This is a genomic window from Nocardia sp. GP40, from assembly GCF_050434125.1.
In the GTDB taxonomy this organism is placed as follows: Bacteria; Actinomycetota; Actinomycetes; order Mycobacteriales; family Mycobacteriaceae; genus Nocardia; species Nocardia albiluteola.
Genome location: NZ_JBNPVW010000009.1, coordinates 200,463 through 216,896, shown reverse-complemented (window position 1 = coordinate 216,896; position 16,434 = coordinate 200,463). Strand labels below are relative to the sequence as shown.

The following is a 16,434-nucleotide window of genomic DNA, read 5'->3' as shown; positions in this document are numbered from 1 at the left end:
GTACGCCTTGAGTTCGTTAGCCGACTTACGATAAGATCGTTGTGCAGCTAACGATAACATCGGAGGTAAGCGATGAAGCTTGGCATCAGCCTGACCAACTTCTCCAATCCCGTTCCGCCCGAACGCCTCGGCCCCACCATCGCCGATCTCGCCCAGCAAGCCGACGAGTCGGGAGTCGACAGCCTGTGGGTGATGGACCACTTCTTCCAGATCCGCATGACGGGGCTACCGCAGGAATCCCCGATGTTCGAAGCCTATGCGACACTTGGCTTCCTGGCCGGGATAACCAAGCGCATCCGCCTGGGCACGCTGGTGACCTCGGTGGCCTATCGGCATCCGGGCGTACTGCTCAAGTCGCTCACCGCGCTGGACGTATTGAGCGGCGGCAGAATGTATTTCGGCGTCGGTGCGGGCGCGGCGATCGATCCGGCGAAGCTGGAGGGCATCTTCGAGACCGACGGCCTGGGCATCCCGTTCCCCTCACTCGGGCAACGCTTCGAGATGCTGGAGGAGTTGCTCCAGATCTCCCACCGGATGTGGGATGGCGATGAAACACCCTTCCACGGAAAGCATTACGACCTGGCCCGCCCGCTCAACTCGCCGAATTCGGTGCAGCGCCCGCGCCCGCCGATCCTGATCGCGGGCAGTGGCGAACGCAAGACGCTGCGGCTGGTCGCCCAGTACGGCGACGCATGCAGCCTGTTCGATCTGCCCGACGCCGGATACGCGGACGACATCGTGCACAAGCTCGAGGTGCTGCGCGCGCACTGCGGCGACGTCGGCCGGGACTTCGACGAGATCGAGAAGACCATCGCCACCCACCTCGATCCGACCGCCGAGAACTTCGTCGAGCACATGGGCGAACTGGCCGGCCTCGGCATCGAACACGTGATGCTCGGCGTGCAGGGGCCCTGGGACGAGAAGCGATTGGCACAGCTGGCCGAACTGCTGCCGGAGGTGCACGCGCTCTAGAGCACTCCACCACGAAACGCCACCCCCATCGCGACGGCACGCGCTGCCGGGCATCTCACATTGAGCTCCGAACGGCAATAGAGCAGAATTGATCTGCCGGACGGCCTGCACTGTCGCAATGACGCGCGTGCGGCCCGGGACGATTGCGACTAGTGTCAAGTTCCCGGGTCAGGCGAACGGGGTGCCACTCACCGACCTTTGCCCGCCGGCGCATGAGTCCCCTCCGCAGATCGCGGGATGCGGGAGAGAAGGAATCGCCCGACCACGGGGCGATGCAGAAAGGGGCGCAGCGTGCACAGGTGGGAGTACACACCACCGAGGCAGACATCCGCGCCGATCGCCACACGCTCCGCAACCGCCCGGTTCGCGCTGCACGACCCGGAGGCCGCAGCGATACCCATCGCCGTCTCCACCGATATCGCCACCGCACGCCAGGCGGGGCGCGAATGCGCCATCGAACTCGGTTTCTCTCCCACCGACGTCACCATGATCTCCACCGCCATCTCCGAGGTGGCCCGCAATATCACCAGCTACGCCGGTCACGGCGAGATCCGCCTGCGGGTGAGCGATGTTCAGGGCCGCGACGCACTGGTCGTGCAGGCCCGCGATGAGGGTCCCGGCATCCCGGACACCGTCGCCGCGCTCGGGGAGGGCATCACCTCCGGACGGCGCCTGGGGCTCGGGCTGCCCGGCGCGCGCCGCCTGATGGATGGGCTGTCGATCGAGTCGGCGCCCGGACAGGGCACGCTGGTGGAGATGTGGAAGTGGATACCGGCCAGCGCGTATCGAGGGCCGCGGGGGCACTAGTAGGGTGGGCCGGATGACTCGGCGCATTCCCGTACTGATCGTCGCCGGATTCCTCGGGGCCGGTAAGACGACGCTGCTGAACTTCCTGCTGCGGCAGCGCCACGCACGAATCGGCGTGGTGGTCAACGACTTCGGTGCGGTGAACATCGACGCGATGCTGGTGGCGGGTCAGGTCGACGCGATGGTATCGATGGGCAACGGATGTGTCTGTTGCGCAGTGGATGTCGGCGAGCTCGACCAGATGTTCACCCGATTGGCCCACCCCGCCAACCGCATCGACGTGATCGTGGTCGAGGCGAGCGGTCTGGCGGAGCCGCGCAATCTGATTCGGATGGTGATCGGTACCGACAATCCGCGAATCGGGTACGGCGGACTGATCGAGGTGGTCGACGCCGAGCACTTCCGGGACAGCCGCGACCGGCATCCGGAACTGGCGAGTCACTTGCGGCTCGCCGATCTGGTGGTGGTGAACAAGGCCGATCGGGTGCCTGCGGAGCGCCTCGAGCTGCTGCGTCGCGAGATCGGCGAGCTGGTGCGCGGAGTGCCGGTTCACGCGACCACGCACGGCCGCATCGACCCGGAGCTGCTGTTCGACCCGCCCGAACGCTCCGCGCCGACCGTCGCCGAGCAGCTCAGCTTCGATGAACTGCTCCACGACCACGACCACGGCGATGCCGATCATCATCACCTGCACGATGATTACGACAGCGTATCTTTCACCAGCACAACGGATCTCGATCCGCGCAGGCTCATCGCACTGCTCGAGGATCCACCCCCGGGCCTGTTCCGCGCGAAGGGCTGCGTGGCGTTCGCCGTCCCCGGCGATCGACGAAAGTTCCTGCTGCACATGGTGGGTCGCCATGTCGTGTTCGAACCGACGGCCTGGTCCCGTGGCGAAACTCGCGAAACCCGCCTGGTCCTCATCGGATCCGGATTGGATACCGCCGCCGCGGAGGCTCGCCTGCGCGATACCGTCCACACCGCGGAAGAACCGCTGGACGAACAGACGTTGCTCGGGGTGTGGCGATACGTGCCGCGCGAGCTCAGCGACGACGAGGTGTCGGCGGCTGCACTAATCTGACGTGTCACCTCCCGCCGCTACAGTGCCGGGCGTGAGCTTTGGGAAGATTGTGATCGTCGGCGGGGTCGAGGCGGTTCTGGATGCCGAGCATCGCGCGGAATTGGATGCCTTCGCCACCACCGTGGTGACGGTGCCGCGCGGTTCGGATCCCGTCGGCGAGCTGGCCGATGCGGAGGCGGTCGTGCTGGCCTTCGCGGTTCCGTTCGGCCGCAAGGAGATCGATGCCGCGCCGCGGCTGCGTCACCTGCAGGTCGCCTCGACCGCATTCGATGTCGTCGATGTCGACTACGCCCGCGCCCGCGGAATCACGGTGCGCACCCTGCCGGACTACACCACCGAGCCGGTGGCCCAGTTCGTGCTGGCGACCATGCTGGAGCAGGCGTCGGGCCTGCCCGAGGGCCGGCGACTGCGCAGCGAGGGCAACCTGTTTCCGCTCGCCTACCCCGCCCGCCAGTTCCGGGGCAGCCGGGTTGCGGTCGTCGGGCTGGGTACCATCGGCACGCGAGTGGCCCACATGGCCCAAGGTCTAGGCGCCGAGGTGCACTACTGGTCGCGACATCGCAAAGACACCAGCGATTTTCACTACCAGGAGCTGGACGCGCTCCTAGCCGAAGCCGATTTCGTCTCGGTCAACCTGGCACTGACGGATCAAACCCGCAACATCCTCCACGCAGACCGCATCGCCACCATCCCCACCGGCACCGTCCTGGTCTGCACGGCCCCCCTCGCCCTGCTGGACCTCGCGGCCCTCCGTGAACGCACCAACACCGGCGAGCTCCGCGCAATCCTCAATCACGCAACAGCCGAAACGATCTCATACTTCGAAGACTCCCCCGGCTTCATCTACCCACCCGTCGTCTATCTAAGCCCCCAGTCCCACCTGACCATGCAGAACCAAATACTCAACGGCCTGCGATCGAGCGCAGATGAAATGCCCTAACCCGTCACCCGATTGAACGAGAGGCCCGAGTCAAGCCAGCACCTCGTCCACACTGGTCCCGGTCAATACCCGATCGGTCCACACCTCAAGCCTCTCGATCGCCGCAGCACGCACCTTCTGCTCGACAGCCTCGGACGGCGGACCGAACCGCTGAGCCAAGATCTTCAGCAGCGTCGTCGCGCTCCCCTCAGTTCGGCCCTCCGCTCGACCACGAGCTGCGAGCATCTCGTAGCATTTGAGCGCGGCTACGACCCGAGACGGACCAGAGCATGGCCGACGGCGTGTGCCGGCTTCTACTCCCCCACACTCACTTCGACGGGGTGCGGTGCCGGTTGCCGTTTGGCGCGGGCGGTGCCGAGGATCGAGCCGATGATGACCAGGGGGAAGCCGATTGCCATACCCACCGTGAGGGGCTCGCCGAGCAGGGCGACGCCGATGAGCAGCGCCACTGCCGGGTTGATGTAGGTGATGACCGTGGCGCGGGCCGGGCCCACCTCGGCGATAAGCGCGAAGAACACGAGAAATGCCGCAGCAGTGCAGATTACGGCGAGACCGACCACCGACCAACTGGCGCTGGCGGTGAACCGGGCCGGCCATCGCCAGGCCGCGAACGGGGCATAGATCAGCGCGGCGAGGGCCAGCGATGCCGCGACCACGCCCATGGACGGCAGGTCGGCGAGTTTACGGTTGATGATGACCGGGCCGACGGCGTAGCCGATCGCGGTGACTCCGATGGCCGCGAACGCGCCCATATCGGAGAAGTCCAGCCCCAGGCCGACAAGCGTTGCGACACCGCCGAATCCGACGATCAGACCGACGATGCGGCGGGCATCGATGCGATCGTGCCCCAGCACTGCCACGATCACCACCGCGATCAGCGGCACCGCGGCAATCAGCAGCCCCACGGTCGAACTGGTCAACTTCGTCTCGGCCGAGCCGATGAGCAGCCACGGTCCGGTGATCTCGACCAGGGTGTAGGCCAGCAGCCAGCCCCATCGCCGCAACACCGGCCCGAGGGCCTTGGTGTACAACGCAACAGGCAGGAGCAGCAGGGCGCCGAGCGCGGTGCGGCCGAAGGCCACCACCACCGGATCGAAGTCCCGCACCGCAATACGGATCATCGCGTACGGCACACCCCAGATGACGCCCATCGCCAGAAATAACACCCACCCGCGCCGGGTCATCGTGCCTCGCTCCACTGCTCATCCCGGATTGCTCACCGGGCCGACAAACTGCATTGATCACAATGGCAGACCGGTCCGACATATTCCGGGCCCGAACAGCACCATCGGCTGCCACATCGCCACGCCCCGGGTTCCGAGCCGCGCCATCCGATCACCCGGATACGAATGCGCCCTGCCGCTGTGTTCGGGCGGCAGGGCGCTGAGTCGAGCGACAACGCTACTTCGTCATGGCACCCGCGGCAGCGGTCGCCGCGTTACCGGCCGCACCGATCAGGGTCGACACCAGGGTGTACGCGAGGTTGATCAGTTCCGAATTCGCCAGATCACCGAGGCCCAGGGCCTTGCCCAGCGGGGCGAGCAGCTTGATCGCGCTGATAATCAGGGTCGCCATCGCGGAGTTGGGGTCCGTGGAATTGGCGGCGCCCGGCTGGGTCTGGGTACCCGGGGTGATGCTCGTGCCCGGTTGCGGCGTTGCCCCCGGCACGGACTGGTTCTGCGGCGCGGTACCCGGCGCCTGGTATTGCGGCGCGGTGCCGGGGGTATAAGCACTGGGCGCGCTCTGCTCCGGCGCCGTGGGTGCCGCGGTGGGCGCGGGGCTCTGGGGCGGGTCCTGCGCCGCACCCGGAGCCAGGTTCGCCGCCGGGACCGCATTGGGCTGCCCGGGCAGCGGAGCCGCCGCCCGGCTGTCCGCGGAACCACTCGAGGGCTGTCCGCCCAGAAGGTAGGTGACCAGCCCGGTGGTGATGGCGATCGCGTGCTTGATCTGGCCGTCATTGGAGACCAGCTGCGCGGCGTCGTCCTTGTTCGCGCCGTTGCCCATCTCGATGAAGACGTCGGGCACCTCGGTCAGCGCGGGCCCGACGATATCGGAGCGGGTCTGCAGGCCGTTGACCGCGCCGGCGTAGGTGGCCTCGGGGAACCCCGCCTTCACGTAGGCGTCCCGAACGGCCTTGGTCGCGGCCATCCCGGCCCCGGCCTGCACCTGGTTGACCTTGGCGTTCGGAACCGGCAGTTGCGGAACGATCATGTGGAATCCGCGGTCCTGCGGGGGTGCGCTGTCGGCATGAATGCTGATCGCGATGTCCGCACCCGATCGGTTGGCCGCCGCGGCGCGTTCATCGACGCAGCCACCCCACCCGGTGTCGTCCTGACGGCTCATCACCACTCGGGCGCCCAGCGCCTCGAGCGACTGCTTGACCAGGCTGGCAACCCGCCAGTTGATCGTGTGCTCGGGCGTGCCGTCGAGCGCGGTCATTCCGGTGGTCTGGCACTCTTTGGTACCGCCACGGCCGTTGTTGACCGGCCTGGCGAGATTCTGGGTGTGATCGGGTCCCTGATGCCCGGGGTCCAGAAATACGGTCTTACCTGCGAGTTTAGTCGCCACATCCGGCGGGACCGGGGCGGCGTAGGCCACCGGGGCCAAGCCCGCCGTGACGGCGGCCGCGGTGACGACCAGGCACATTCCGGCCCGGGCGATATTCGGTGTGCGGCATAACAGCTGGCGAGAGAACACAACGCCCTCCAAATCCGTGCTGGCACCGTCTGACGGTTCCAGGAGCACAGCTGGGGCGCGATACCGCCCTAGCTGTTACTGCTGTTGCGGTTGTTACTGGTGAGCATAACGGTGTTGGAGTTCACTGTCTCGCACCCCCCTCGGATTCTCAGGCTTCCGCAACATTTCGGCATCCGTTATGCCCGGATGACGCTGTCGCCGCTGACCTTGACGGGGTGGGCATCCAGCGGGCGGCTCGCCGGGCCGCGGGCAACACTGCCGTCCAGGTGGAATTCGCTCCCGTGGCAGGGGCATTGAATCAGGCCGTTGACGACCTGGTTGACCTTGCATCCGGCGTGGGTGCAGGTCGTGGAGAACCCCTCGAAGGTGCCCGCGGTGGGCTGGGTGACGACGGTGTCCCCGACGATGACCCCGCCCCCGACCGGGACTTGGGCCGTGGACACCAGCGCACCGGAGGGCGCGGCCGGCGCGCCCGATGCCGCCGGAGCAACGGTCGCCGAGGAGGCCGCGGGCGCGGAGGAGTCGTTCGAGCTGCAGGCGGCGGCCAGGGTCAGCGCCGCCGCGGTGACGCCCGCCCCGGCCAGGGCGGTGCGGCGATCGACGGGACCTGCGGAAAGATCGTGACGGGTCATCGGCATAACTCCCTACGTGTGATGCGGCGTACCGAAACGCAGCGACTACCTCAACGAACGTATCGGGGCCGAATTCGGTTCAGGGCAACCCTACTCGCGCCGCCGTCCGCATCGGACGAGTTCACGATCATGTTCGGGGCCCGCACCATGATTGAGCATTGTCACGCCGGGCGGGGTAACTGCCGCAGCGAGCGCAGCGCGTAGTGCACCCGGGTCTTGACGGTGCCGACCGGCACTCCCAGGTCGTCGGCCACGTCCTGATACGCGCGGTCGCGCAGGATCACCTGGACCACCGCGTCGCGTTGCGGCACCGGCAGCCGCGCCAGCAGCTCGTCCACGAGCATGCCGTCGGCCAGACGCTCGGTGAAATCCGGGCGCGCGCATCGGATGTCGACCGGCCGCTCATCGGCCTCCCAACTGGTCTCGACCGGCCGCACCGCCCGCATGCGCGCGATGTCGGTGAGCACATTGGCCTCGATCGCCAGGAGCCAGGTGCGCACGCTGCCCCGGGCCGCACTGTAGGTGGCGCATGCGCGCCAGCCCCGCAGCAGCGTCTCCTGCACGGCGTGTTCGGCCAGTCCCGGATCGCCCAGGCTGCGCCTGGCCCGCCACTGCAGGAGCGCGCCGTCGGCGGCGATGACGGCCGCCAGACCTTCGTCGTTACACAGGTGCGCACAGCCGGCGCCGCACGCGGTCTCCGGGGCGAGGGCTCGCAGAGCAGTCATGCCCCTATATCGCGAGCAGTCCCCGGAACTGCAACGATTTCGTGGTGTCTATCGCCGTCGCGACACAGTGGGTATCAACCGGCCGACACAGCGCACGGTGCGGACCGATCACAAATTTCGCCGATTCGAGCAACCGGCGCGAGCAATTCTGATAGACCAACCCCGGGAGCACCGGAAACTCCCGGGGCCGTCCGCGCTCGGCGGCGCCACCCTAGCTTCAGGAGGAAACGTCGTGCGTTCAGGCACGCTCGCGGTCGCGGGGGCCATGGCCTCCGCCGCGACGCTGCTCGCCACCGGAACCGCCAGCGCCGCACCGGCGAAGGCGATGCCCGGTGACGGGATCTACCGGGTGGGTATCGATATCACCCCCGGCATTTATCAGTCGGCGGGGTCTCACGACCCGGTGCACGCGTGTTACTGGCAGCGCCTGTGGAAGATCGCCGGTCCCGGCGACCACGCCGATCCGAACGGGTACATCGTGGCGAGCGACATCACCCACAGCAACCCGGTGCGGGTCATGATCAAGGCGACGGACGTCGGCTTCAAGGCCGTCAACTGCGGCGCCTGGGTCATGGTGCCGCCACCGCCCAGCACCGGCTCCTACGGGCCGGGCGGGCTGTTCGGCAGCGAGTACTGACCGGGGCTCATCCGCCCGAAATTCCCTGTTCCGGAACGCCGCCCGGACCCCCGGGCGGCGTTGTGTCCGCGACCCGATGTGAGCGCTCACATGCATCCCGTGTACTCTCCGGACCGAGTCTCACGCGTCCCGATCGGAGGTTGTCATGGCGCCGTTCGCTCACGAGCACAAGTACACCACTGTGCTTACCCACCCCGCCGACTCCGCAAGCTCCGTCGTCTCACCGTCCCCCCTGCTTACCCACCCCGCCGACTCCGCAAGCTCCGTCGTCTCACCGTCCCCCCTGCTCACCCACCCCGCCGACTCCGCAAGCTCCGTCGGCTCACCGTCCCCCCTGCTTACCCATCGAGCCGCCCGGTGATTACCACACGCCGCACGCTCGCGGACGGGCGCGAGATCCGCTATTTCGATCGGGAGTCGGTGTCCCGCACCGCGGTCGACACCCGCGATCTGCCGCAGACCACCACGCATTCACAGACGCGCTTCGATCCGCTGCTCGGCGAATGGGTGGTGCTGGCTTCGCATCGGCAGACCCGGACCTTCCTGCCGCCGGCCGACATGTGCCCGCTGTGCCCGTCCACGCCGGAACGAGCCACCGAGGTTCCCGAATCCGATTACCAGGTAGCCGTTTTCGAGAACCGGTTCCCCTCGCTGTCCACCGACCACATGGATTGGCCCGCCACGGTGCAGGGTTCGCCACTCACACCGCTTCGCGACGGATACGGCCGTTGTGAGGTGGTGTGCTTCACCAGCGTTCACGACTCGTCCTTCGCCCAGCTGGATCGGCAACGGGCGCGGCTGGTGGTCGACGTGTGGGCCCATCGCAGCGCGGAACTGGCCGAGCTCGACGGCGTCGGGCAGGTGTTCTGCTTCGAGAACCATGGCGAGGAGATCGGAGTGACCCTGTCCCATCCGCACGGGCAGATCTACGCGTACCCGTTCGTCACCCCGCGCGTCGCCAAGATCTCGGCCAATGTGGCGCAGTACCGGAAAACCCACGGCGCCAACCTGTTCGGCGATGTACTGGCCGCCGAACGCGCGGCCGGGCTGCGGGTGGTCGCGGCCAACGAGGAGTGGACCGCCTTCGTGCCGCCGTTCGCGCGCTGGCCGTACGAGGTGCAGCTGTATCCACACCGCCGCGTGGCCGACATTCCCGAGCTCGACGACGCCCAGCGCGACGCGTTCGCGGAACTGTACCTGGACGTGCTGGGCCGCTTCGCGCACCGCTTCGACGATCCGATGCCCTACATCGCCGCGTGGAATCAGGCCCCCACGCCGAAATCCGGTGCAGCGCGCGATGATTGGTGGCTGCACCTGCAGCTGTTCTCGATTCGCCGCGCGCCCGGGAAGCTGAAGTACCTGGCCGGGTCCGAATCCGGCATGAACGTCTTCGTCAGCGATACCACGCCGGAGACGGTCGCGGCCGAACTGCGAGAGGTCGCGACATCATGAATGCGATACAGCGCGGGGTGTGGGTGGCGCCCGGGCGGGTCAACATCATCGGTGAGCACACCGACTACAACGACGGGTATGCGCTGCCGATCGCGCTGCCGCACGTGGTGAGCTGCACCGCGCGCGCCACCTCCGACGGGACGGTGACGGTCTCCTCGCGCCAGCACCCCGGCGAACTCATCAGCGAACCCGTTGCCGGACTTGCGGATTCGACGGTGGCCGGCTGGGCCCGGTATCCGCTCGGGGTCGTATACGAGTTCTCCCGGCGCGGCCGGTCGATCGGCGGCGTGGAGCTCGTGCTGGACGGCGCGGTACCCGTCGGCGCCGGACTGTCCTCCTCGGCGGCGGTGGAATGTGCGGTGGCCGTGGCCCTGCGCGACCTGTTCGCCGGGGCGGTCACCGATGCCGAGCTCATCGATATCGGCCGGGCCGCGGAGAACTCGTACGTCGGCGCGGCCACCGGCACGCTGGACCAGTCCGCGTCGGTGCTCTGCACGGCCGGGCACGCGCTGTTCCTGGACTTCGGCAAGGGCGAGCACGCCCAAGTGCCGTTCGATCTGGCCGCGGCCGGGCTGGCGCTGCTGGTCGCCGACACCAACACCCCGCATCACCACGCGGGCGGCGGCTACGCCGATCGCCGCCGCGAATGCGAGGAGGCCGCGGCCGCCCTCGGCGTGCGCTCGCTGCGCGAGATCACCGATATCGCTGCGGTCGAGCAGATTCCGGCGCCGGCGCCGCGCAAGCGGGCCCGCCACATCGTCTCGGAGAACGCCCGGGTGCTCGAGGTCGTCGACATGCTGCGGCGGGGCCGGGATCCGCGCGAGATCGGGCCGATCCTCACGGCCGGGCACGCGTCGCTGCGCGACGATTTCGAGATTTCCACGCCCCAGCTGGATGCGGCCGTCGAGGCCGCACTCGAGGCCGGGGCCCACGGCGCGCGGATGGTCGGCGGCGGATTCGGCGGCAGCATCATCGCGCTGGTCGACGCCGATCGCACGGCTGCCACTGTGACGGCGATCGAGAATCGCTTCCGGGCGGCGGATTTCGCCGGACCGCGCACATTCGTGGCGATTCCGTCGGCCGGCGCCCATCGGGTGGCGTGATTCCCACACCGGGTGGCGTGATTCCCGAAGTCCGCGGATGACACGGCATCGGGGGATGGTTAGCCGGGCAGCCGAATGGGAATAGTTACATCAGCAGCGCGCCGCGAGGCTGTGCACCGGTCAGCCCTCGCCGTGACCTGCACAACCCCACGACTGTCGAGGCTGACGCTCGGCTTCGTCGTGCGCGAAAACGCGAAGTGCCCCCGGTTCGCTCCGCAAGGTCGCCCACGACCCTTCCGCTCGCACCCATCGGCGCCGTGACCGTTCGCGTTACGCGGTTCGCCCGCCAACATGCCCATGGAGGGACATCATGACCAACTCCGATGCAGTCAACGCGGCAGGTCCAGCCCAGATCGCCTGGCGCAAGTCAAGTTTCAGCGGACCCGACGGACACTGCGTCGAATGCGCGACGCTCTCGGGCGGAATGATCGCGGTCCGCAACAGCAATCGCCCCGAGGCGGGCACGCTCCTGTTCACTCACGCCGAAATGTCCGCGTGGATACTCGGCTGCCGCGCGGGAGAATTCGACGATCTGGTGTGACGGACGATTACCCCCGAGGTAATCGACTCGGGGCACTGAATGCGGCAAGCTCGTTTCATGATCGATACCGCCGGGACACAGCTGTTCCACACGACGATGCCGTTCACCGAGAAGCTCGGTGTCGAGGTGCTCGAGCACGGGCGCGAAGTGGTGCACAGCCGTCTTGCCTGGCAGGAGGACCTGTGCACGCTCGGCGGAGTGATGCACGGCGGAGCGCTCATGGCACTGGCGGATTCCACCGCGGCGGTCTGCGCCTTCCTGAATCTCCCGGAGGGCAAACAGGGCACGACGACGGTGGAGTCGAAGACGAACTTCCTGCGCGCGGTGCGCTCGGGGTATGCGCTGGCGACGGCGCGGCCGCTGCACGCCGGGCGCACGTTCATCGTGGTCGAGACCGAAATCCGGGATGACGCGGACAAACTCGTCGCGAAGATCACCCAGACGCAGGCGGTGCTGTAGTCCGGGAAGTCAGTCCCGCGCTTCCCCCACGGCGATCTCGTCGACCCAGGCCTGCAGGCCGGCTATGAAACCGTCCTGCTCCTGCGGCGTCAGCCGCCCCATCGCACGGAACAGCGCCGCACCGCGGCGCGCCAGGAATTCCTCGAACGCGGCCCGGTGCTCCGGCGCGGCCGACAGCAGGGTGCGCCGGTGATCGGCCGGGTCGCTGCGACGCTCCAGCAGACCCGCGCGGGTGAGCTCCCCGCTGAGCTGACTGGCATTGGTCAGCCCGAGCCCCAGCTGCCGCGCGACCTCGCTGACGCTCGATGGCCCCGAGGACAACACGCACATCAGCACCGCGCCGTGCCGCGGTCCCAATCCCGCCGACTCGAACGTCTGCCGCATCGCCGGTGACATGTCATGGCGCGCGCGCCGCAGGTACGCCGAGATCAGCGGCACCAGCGTCGCGAGTCGCCGCCGCTGCTCGACGCTCACCGTCGACGCATCCCCATCGTGCACCGGCTGCTGCTCCATGCGCGCCTCCCTCTCCTCCGACCACGGCCCGCCACCGCGCGTCACCTGCCCGACGCCCGCGATCCACTTGACAGCACACAGCATACAAGTTCAAACTTCTGAACTATTCGGAAATATGAACTATTGAGGTGAGCTTCCGTGACCACACCCCCTCGGGATCCCGACGTCTACTTCGAATCCGTGTACCGATCGCAGCCGCCCGACGGCACCGCAATCCGCGCGGCCGGATGGGATATCGGGCGACCGCAGCCGCCGGTGGTCGAGCTGGCTCGAACCGGCGCATTCGGCCACCGCGTGCTCGATGCCGGCTGCGGAACGGGCGACAACGCACTGCATCTGGCCGCGCGTGGGCACCTCGTCACCGGCGTCGATGCCGCCGAGACCGCGATCGAGCATGCCCGGGGCAAGGCGGCCCGGCGCGGGCTCGCGGCCACGTTCGCGGTCTGCGACGCCCGCGACCTGCCGGGCTACGACGGCGATTTCGACAGTGTCGTCGACTCGGGCCTGTTCCACACCTTCGGCGACACCGATCGGTCGCGGTATGTCGCTGCGCTGCGCCGCGCCTGCGCGCCCGGCGGGACCGTCCACATTCTGGCGGTCAGCGATGCGGTGCCACCCGGCCCCGGACCGCGGCGGATTGCCGAATCCGAACTGCGCGAATCATTTTCGGCGGGGTGGGTCGTCGAGGAACTGCGCGCGGTCGACATGCTCGGCAAGCTGCCCGGATCGGATGACGAAGCGGCCATCCCCGCATGGCTGCTGAGCGCGCGGCGGACCGCGTGAGCGGGGTCGGTGCACATCGCGCGTGGCAGCCGTTCCTGCGCGGCGTGACGGCCCTGATGACCCTGGACGGGTTCGCCCAGGCGATCTTCGCTGGGCGATTCATGGCCGGCAGCTACGACGGCCTGGACGCCCATGCGCTGAACGGTATGGTCATGGCGGCCGGAATGCTGTTCATGACAGTGTGTTTCGCGATCGCTTGGCGATTCGGAGCAGCACCCGGGCGCGCCGCGGCACGGTGTGCGGCCGTGACCGTCGTGACGGGCGTCGAGATTGCGCTGGGACATCAGCAGATACTCGCCGTACACATTCCGCTCGGCGTAGCACTTATCGCCGGACTCGTCCTGGTCACGATGCAGACCTGGCGGCCGCCGGGTACGCAGGGCGGGGATCAGCCCACCGGAGGGATCGACGAGCAGCCGCGCCCCGACCCCGAGGAACGACCCGGCATCGAGCCGCCGAGGCGCCCCGCTGGACGAATCGAGTTGGAGCGCAGATGAATCCGCGAATCACCCGGCGGGCGCTGTTCCGGATCACCGCTGCGGCCGGTGCGGTGGCGGCGGTGGGAGCATGGGAGTTCACGGCCGACTCCCCCGCCGACCGCGTGCATCTCACCAGCGCCGCCCGGTTGCCGGAGCCGTTCACGCTGCCGCTGACCGTGCCCGAGGCGCTGGCGCCGATCCGCCGCGATACGAACACCGACTACTACCGGATCGTGCAGCGCCGCGCGAATGCGACGATCCTGCCGGGATATTCGACTCCGATCTGGGGATACAACGGCACCTTCCCGGGACCGATGCTGGTGTCCTCGCGCGAGCGCCGCACGGTGGTGACACACCGCAACGAGCTGCCCGATCCAGTGGTGGTGCATCTGCACGGCGGGCATGTGCCCACCGAATCGGACGGCTACCCGACCGATCTGCTGCTCCCGGCCGGTGGCATGGGCGCGATGCCTGGAATGGACATGGCCTCGGATCCCTTGGCGCACATCGCCTCCGGCGAGCGGGACTATATCTATCCAGCCGGTCAGCCCGCCGCGACGCTGTGGTACCACGACCATCGGATGGACTTCACCGGCGCCTCGGTCTGGCGCGGGCTCGCGGGCATCCACCTGGTCACCAACGAGTCCGAACGGGGGCTGGGGCTGCCGTCCGGAGCGCGGGATCTACCGCTACTCATCACCGATCGGGCGTTCGACGCGTCCGGGGCACTCAGCTATCCGGCGCTGGATCCCACGGCGCAGCACACGCCCGGGGTGCGTGGGAAATTCTCGCGCGGCGTACTCGGTGATGTGGTGCTGGTGAACGGCGTGCCGTGGCCGGTGCATCGAGTCGGTGCCGCCCGCTACCGGCTGCGGCTGATCAACGGCTCCAATGCCCGGGTGTACCGGCTGCGGGCCGAGATGCCCCACGGCGATGGGCATTTCGTGCAGATCGGATCCGACGGTGGACTGCTCGCACGCCCGCAGCAGCTGAACGATGTCACCATCGCCCCCGGCGAGCGGTACGAGGTGATCCTGGACTTCTCGGGATGTGCGATCGGTGACACAGTGACCATCCACAACGACCTCGGCGCCGGAACCACCACCCGGGTCATGCAATTCGTCGTCACCGAGCGGGTGGCCGATACCTCCGTCGTGCCGGACCGCCTGGCCGAGGTTCCGGTGCCCGACCGCCGGGCGGCGGTCCGCACCCGCCAATTCGATTTCCGCCAGGGCGATTCCGGATCCATGAGCGGCTGGCTGATCAACGGCCGCAGCTACGACCCCACCGAGCCGATCGCGACGCCGCGCCTCGGCGACCTGGAGATCTGGCGGCTCGTCACCGATATGGATCATCCGATTCACATGCATCTCAACCAGTTTCAGGTGCTCTCCCGCGAGGGCGGGCCGCCGCGGCGGGCGGATGCCGGATGGAAGGACACGGTCTATCTGGGGGCCACCGAGGTCGTCGAGATCGCCGTGCGGTTCACCGACTATCCGGGCCGCTACGTGCTGCACTGCCACGATCTGGAGCATGAGGACATGGCGATGATGGCGAGCTTCACCACGGTGTCCGGGTTACCCGGCCGAATCGGGTGATCCGGTGCGCACCGCGACGCGACCGGTATTGCGGCGCGTGCGGACCAGATCGATGGCCGCGGCGATGTCGGCGAATTCGAATACCCTGTGCCGCGGGCGAATCTCGCCATCGGCCAGTAACCGCCACAGGTCCGCACGGTAGGCGGTAACGAGATCGGGGTGGGCGCGACTGAGCAGTCCCACCGAGAATCCCGTGACCGTCTTCAGTTCCGCGAGCAGGCTGCCCGCGTCCACCGAGCCACCACCCGCGCTGTAGGCCACCAGGCGGCCGTGTGGCGCAAGGGATTCCACCCCGCGCCGCACGAGTTCGCCGCCGACGCCGTCCAGCACGACATCGACCGGATCGCCCCACGGCCCGTCGTAACCCACCACAGCGTCCGCCCCGCACTCGCGCGCGAACTCCGCCTTGTCGGGCGACCCTACCGCCGCCGCGACGCGCGCCGCGCCCAGCGCGCGGGCGATCTGAATCGCCAGATGGCCGCTGCCGCTGGCGGCGGCGGTGACGAGCACCGACTCCCCCTTCTCGAACCGCCCCGCACGCAGCGCCCCCATGGCCACCATCCCGCCGCGCACCACCGCGAGTGCGTCCGCGCCGTCGATGCCGGTGGGAATCTCGGTGACCAGTGCCGGGGTGGCGAGCACGTAGTCGGCATAGACACCCTCGAAGACGACCCCGCCGACGGTCTTGCCGATCCAGGAGCCGGGCACGCCCTCCCCCGCGGCCACGACGGTGCCGATGGTCTCGCCACCCGGATCCGCCCCGCCACCCGCGGCAAGCATGCGCACGAGCCCGACGTGAACTCCGGCCAGCTCGGCGCGGACCAGCAACTGCCCTGGACCGGGGATCGGGCGCGGAGCCTCGGCAACTTCCGGGCGGGGTGAAAACCGAATCTTGCGCACGGGAAGCACCTTTCACGTGACAGTCGCCAACAGGCAACCGAACCATATTCTTACTACCGACGTAAGATTATGACAATTCCCTTCATTGCGTCAAGAGTATTTCTAGTACCGTGGT

Annotated in this window: 18 protein-coding genes; 12 read left to right on the top strand and 6 right to left on the bottom strand. The window is 68.1% G+C overall.

Going from position 1 to position 16,434, the window contains the following annotated elements; genetic code table 11:
• The first annotated feature begins 72 nt into the window (after positions 1-72).
• The 4 genes from ABH933_RS26520 to ABH933_RS26505 all read left to right on the top strand — a co-directional run bounded on the left by ABH933_RS26520 (position 73) and on the right by ABH933_RS26505 (position 3,800).
• On the top strand, positions 73-972 hold the full coding sequence (locus tag ABH933_RS26520; protein WP_429426081.1) for a TIGR03560 family F420-dependent LLM class oxidoreductase: 900 nt from the start codon (positions 73-75) through the stop codon (positions 970-972).
• 369 nt (positions 973-1,341) lie between these two features.
• Entirely contained in the window at positions 1,342-1,779 is a 438-nt protein-coding gene (locus ABH933_RS26515) for an anti-sigma regulatory factor (RefSeq protein ID WP_429426413.1), read from the top strand.
• A gap of 13 nt (positions 1,780-1,792) precedes the next feature.
• Positions 1,793-2,860, top strand: coding sequence for a CobW family GTP-binding protein (locus tag ABH933_RS26510; protein ID WP_429426083.1), 1,068 nt, complete (start codon positions 1,793-1,795; stop codon positions 2,858-2,860).
• Positions 2,861-2,891: 31 nt separating this feature from the next.
• Positions 2,892-3,800, top strand: coding sequence for a 2-hydroxyacid dehydrogenase (locus ABH933_RS26505; RefSeq protein WP_429426085.1), 909 nt, complete (start codon positions 2,892-2,894; stop codon positions 3,798-3,800).
• A gap of 293 nt (positions 3,801-4,093) precedes the next feature.
• On the opposite strand, the gene ABH933_RS26500 is transcribed toward ABH933_RS26505, so the two are convergent.
• The 4 genes from ABH933_RS26500 to ABH933_RS26485 form a co-directional block, all read right to left on the bottom strand.
• Complete coding sequence (locus ABH933_RS26500; RefSeq protein WP_429426087.1) at positions 4,094-4,984, bottom strand: DMT family transporter; 891 nt, start codon at positions 4,982-4,984, stop codon at positions 4,094-4,096.
• A gap of 217 nt (positions 4,985-5,201) precedes the next feature.
• Complete coding sequence (locus tag ABH933_RS26495) at positions 5,202-6,497, bottom strand: N-acetylmuramoyl-L-alanine amidase (protein WP_429426089.1); 1,296 nt, start codon at positions 6,495-6,497, stop codon at positions 5,202-5,204.
• Between the two features lie 176 nt (positions 6,498-6,673).
• Positions 6,674-7,129, bottom strand: coding sequence for a ubiquinol-cytochrome c reductase iron-sulfur subunit (locus tag ABH933_RS26490; protein ID WP_429426091.1), 456 nt, complete (start codon positions 7,127-7,129; stop codon positions 6,674-6,676).
• Between the two features lie 161 nt (positions 7,130-7,290).
• Positions 7,291-7,854 carry a sigma-70 family RNA polymerase sigma factor gene (locus ABH933_RS26485; protein ID WP_429426093.1) on the bottom strand — a complete coding sequence of 188 codons (564 nt, stop codon included), beginning with the start codon at positions 7,852-7,854 and terminating at the stop codon, positions 7,291-7,293.
• 232 nt (positions 7,855-8,086) lie between these two features.
• On the opposite strand from ABH933_RS26485, the gene ABH933_RS26480 reads away from it, so the two are divergent.
• From ABH933_RS26480 to ABH933_RS26460, 5 genes are all read left to right on the top strand, one after another.
• Positions 8,087-8,491, top strand: a complete 405-nt coding sequence (locus ABH933_RS26480; protein WP_429426095.1) for a hypothetical protein — start codon at positions 8,087-8,089, stop codon at positions 8,489-8,491.
• Between the two features lie 357 nt (positions 8,492-8,848).
• A complete protein-coding gene (galT, locus tag ABH933_RS26475; protein WP_429426097.1) occupies positions 8,849-9,943 on the top strand; it encodes a galactose-1-phosphate uridylyltransferase in 1,095 nt (364 codons plus the stop codon).
• Complete coding sequence (gene galK / locus ABH933_RS26470) at positions 9,940-11,046, top strand: galactokinase (protein WP_429426099.1); 1,107 nt, start codon at positions 9,940-9,942, stop codon at positions 11,044-11,046. Before galT ends, galK begins: the two co-directional genes overlap by 4 nt.
• Positions 11,047-11,356: 310 nt before the next feature.
• Positions 11,357-11,587, top strand: coding sequence for a DUF397 domain-containing protein (locus ABH933_RS26465; protein ID WP_215921236.1), 231 nt, complete (start codon positions 11,357-11,359; stop codon positions 11,585-11,587).
• Between the two features lie 57 nt (positions 11,588-11,644).
• On the top strand, positions 11,645-12,046 hold the full coding sequence (locus tag ABH933_RS26460) for a PaaI family thioesterase (protein ID WP_429426101.1): 402 nt from the start codon (positions 11,645-11,647) through the stop codon (positions 12,044-12,046).
• A 9-nt stretch (positions 12,047-12,055) separates the two neighbouring features.
• On the opposite strand, the gene ABH933_RS26455 is transcribed toward ABH933_RS26460, so the two are convergent.
• Positions 12,056-12,559: a MarR family winged helix-turn-helix transcriptional regulator gene (locus ABH933_RS26455; protein ID WP_429426103.1), complete on the bottom strand. Its 504-nt coding sequence runs from the start codon at positions 12,557-12,559 to the stop codon at positions 12,056-12,058.
• 138 nt (positions 12,560-12,697) lie between these two features.
• Between ABH933_RS26455 and ABH933_RS26450 the strand changes: the two genes are divergently transcribed.
• The 3 genes from ABH933_RS26450 to ABH933_RS26440 are packed head-to-tail and all read left to right on the top strand — an operon-like array spanning position 12,698 to position 15,419.
• Entirely contained in the window at positions 12,698-13,342 is a 645-nt protein-coding gene (locus ABH933_RS26450) for a class I SAM-dependent methyltransferase (RefSeq protein WP_429426105.1), read from the top strand.
• A complete protein-coding gene (locus ABH933_RS26445; RefSeq protein WP_429426107.1) occupies positions 13,312-13,839 on the top strand; it encodes a hypothetical protein in 528 nt (175 codons plus the stop codon). The genes ABH933_RS26450 and ABH933_RS26445 overlap by 31 nt, the downstream gene beginning before the upstream one ends.
• Complete coding sequence (locus ABH933_RS26440) at positions 13,836-15,419, top strand: multicopper oxidase family protein (RefSeq protein ID WP_429426109.1); 1,584 nt, start codon at positions 13,836-13,838, stop codon at positions 15,417-15,419. Before ABH933_RS26445 ends, ABH933_RS26440 begins: the two co-directional genes overlap by 4 nt.
• Here the strand turns inward: ABH933_RS26440 and ABH933_RS26435 are convergent.
• Positions 15,399-16,319: a quinone oxidoreductase family protein gene (locus ABH933_RS26435; protein ID WP_429426111.1), complete on the bottom strand. Its 921-nt coding sequence runs from the start codon at positions 16,317-16,319 to the stop codon at positions 15,399-15,401. The two genes, ABH933_RS26440 and ABH933_RS26435, sit on opposite strands and share 21 nt — an antisense overlap.
• Positions 16,320-16,434: the final 115 nt, after the last annotated feature.

What these genes read in the sequence shown, in the direction of transcription:
- ABH933_RS26520 (WP_429426081.1), top strand. Translation starts at nt 73, where the DNA reads ATGAAGCTTGGCATCAGCCTGACCAACTTCTCCAATCCCGTTCCGCCC.
- ABH933_RS26510 (WP_429426083.1), top strand. Translation starts at nt 1,793, where the DNA reads ATGACTCGGCGCATTCCCGTACTGATCGTCGCCGGATTCCTCGGGGCC.
- ABH933_RS26500 (WP_429426087.1), bottom strand. Translation starts at nt 4,984, where the DNA reads ATGACCCGGCGCGGGTGGGTGTTATTTCTGGCGATGGGCGTCATCTGG.
- ABH933_RS26490 (WP_429426091.1), bottom strand. Translation starts at nt 7,129, where the DNA reads ATGACCCGTCACGATCTTTCCGCAGGTCCCGTCGATCGCCGCACCGCC.
- ABH933_RS26485 (WP_429426093.1), bottom strand. Translation starts at nt 7,854, where the DNA reads ATGACTGCTCTGCGAGCCCTCGCCCCGGAGACCGCGTGCGGCGCCGGC.
- galK (WP_429426099.1), top strand. Translation starts at nt 9,940, where the DNA reads ATGAATGCGATACAGCGCGGGGTGTGGGTGGCGCCCGGGCGGGTCAAC.
- ABH933_RS26465 (WP_215921236.1), top strand. Translation starts at nt 11,357, where the DNA reads ATGACCAACTCCGATGCAGTCAACGCGGCAGGTCCAGCCCAGATCGCC.
- ABH933_RS26460 (WP_429426101.1), top strand. Translation starts at nt 11,645, where the DNA reads ATGATCGATACCGCCGGGACACAGCTGTTCCACACGACGATGCCGTTC.
- ABH933_RS26455 (WP_429426103.1), bottom strand. Translation starts at nt 12,559, where the DNA reads ATGGAGCAGCAGCCGGTGCACGATGGGGATGCGTCGACGGTGAGCGTC.
- ABH933_RS26445 (WP_429426107.1), top strand. Translation starts at nt 13,312, where the DNA reads ATGGCTGCTGAGCGCGCGGCGGACCGCGTGAGCGGGGTCGGTGCACAT.
- ABH933_RS26440 (WP_429426109.1), top strand. Translation starts at nt 13,836, where the DNA reads ATGAATCCGCGAATCACCCGGCGGGCGCTGTTCCGGATCACCGCTGCG.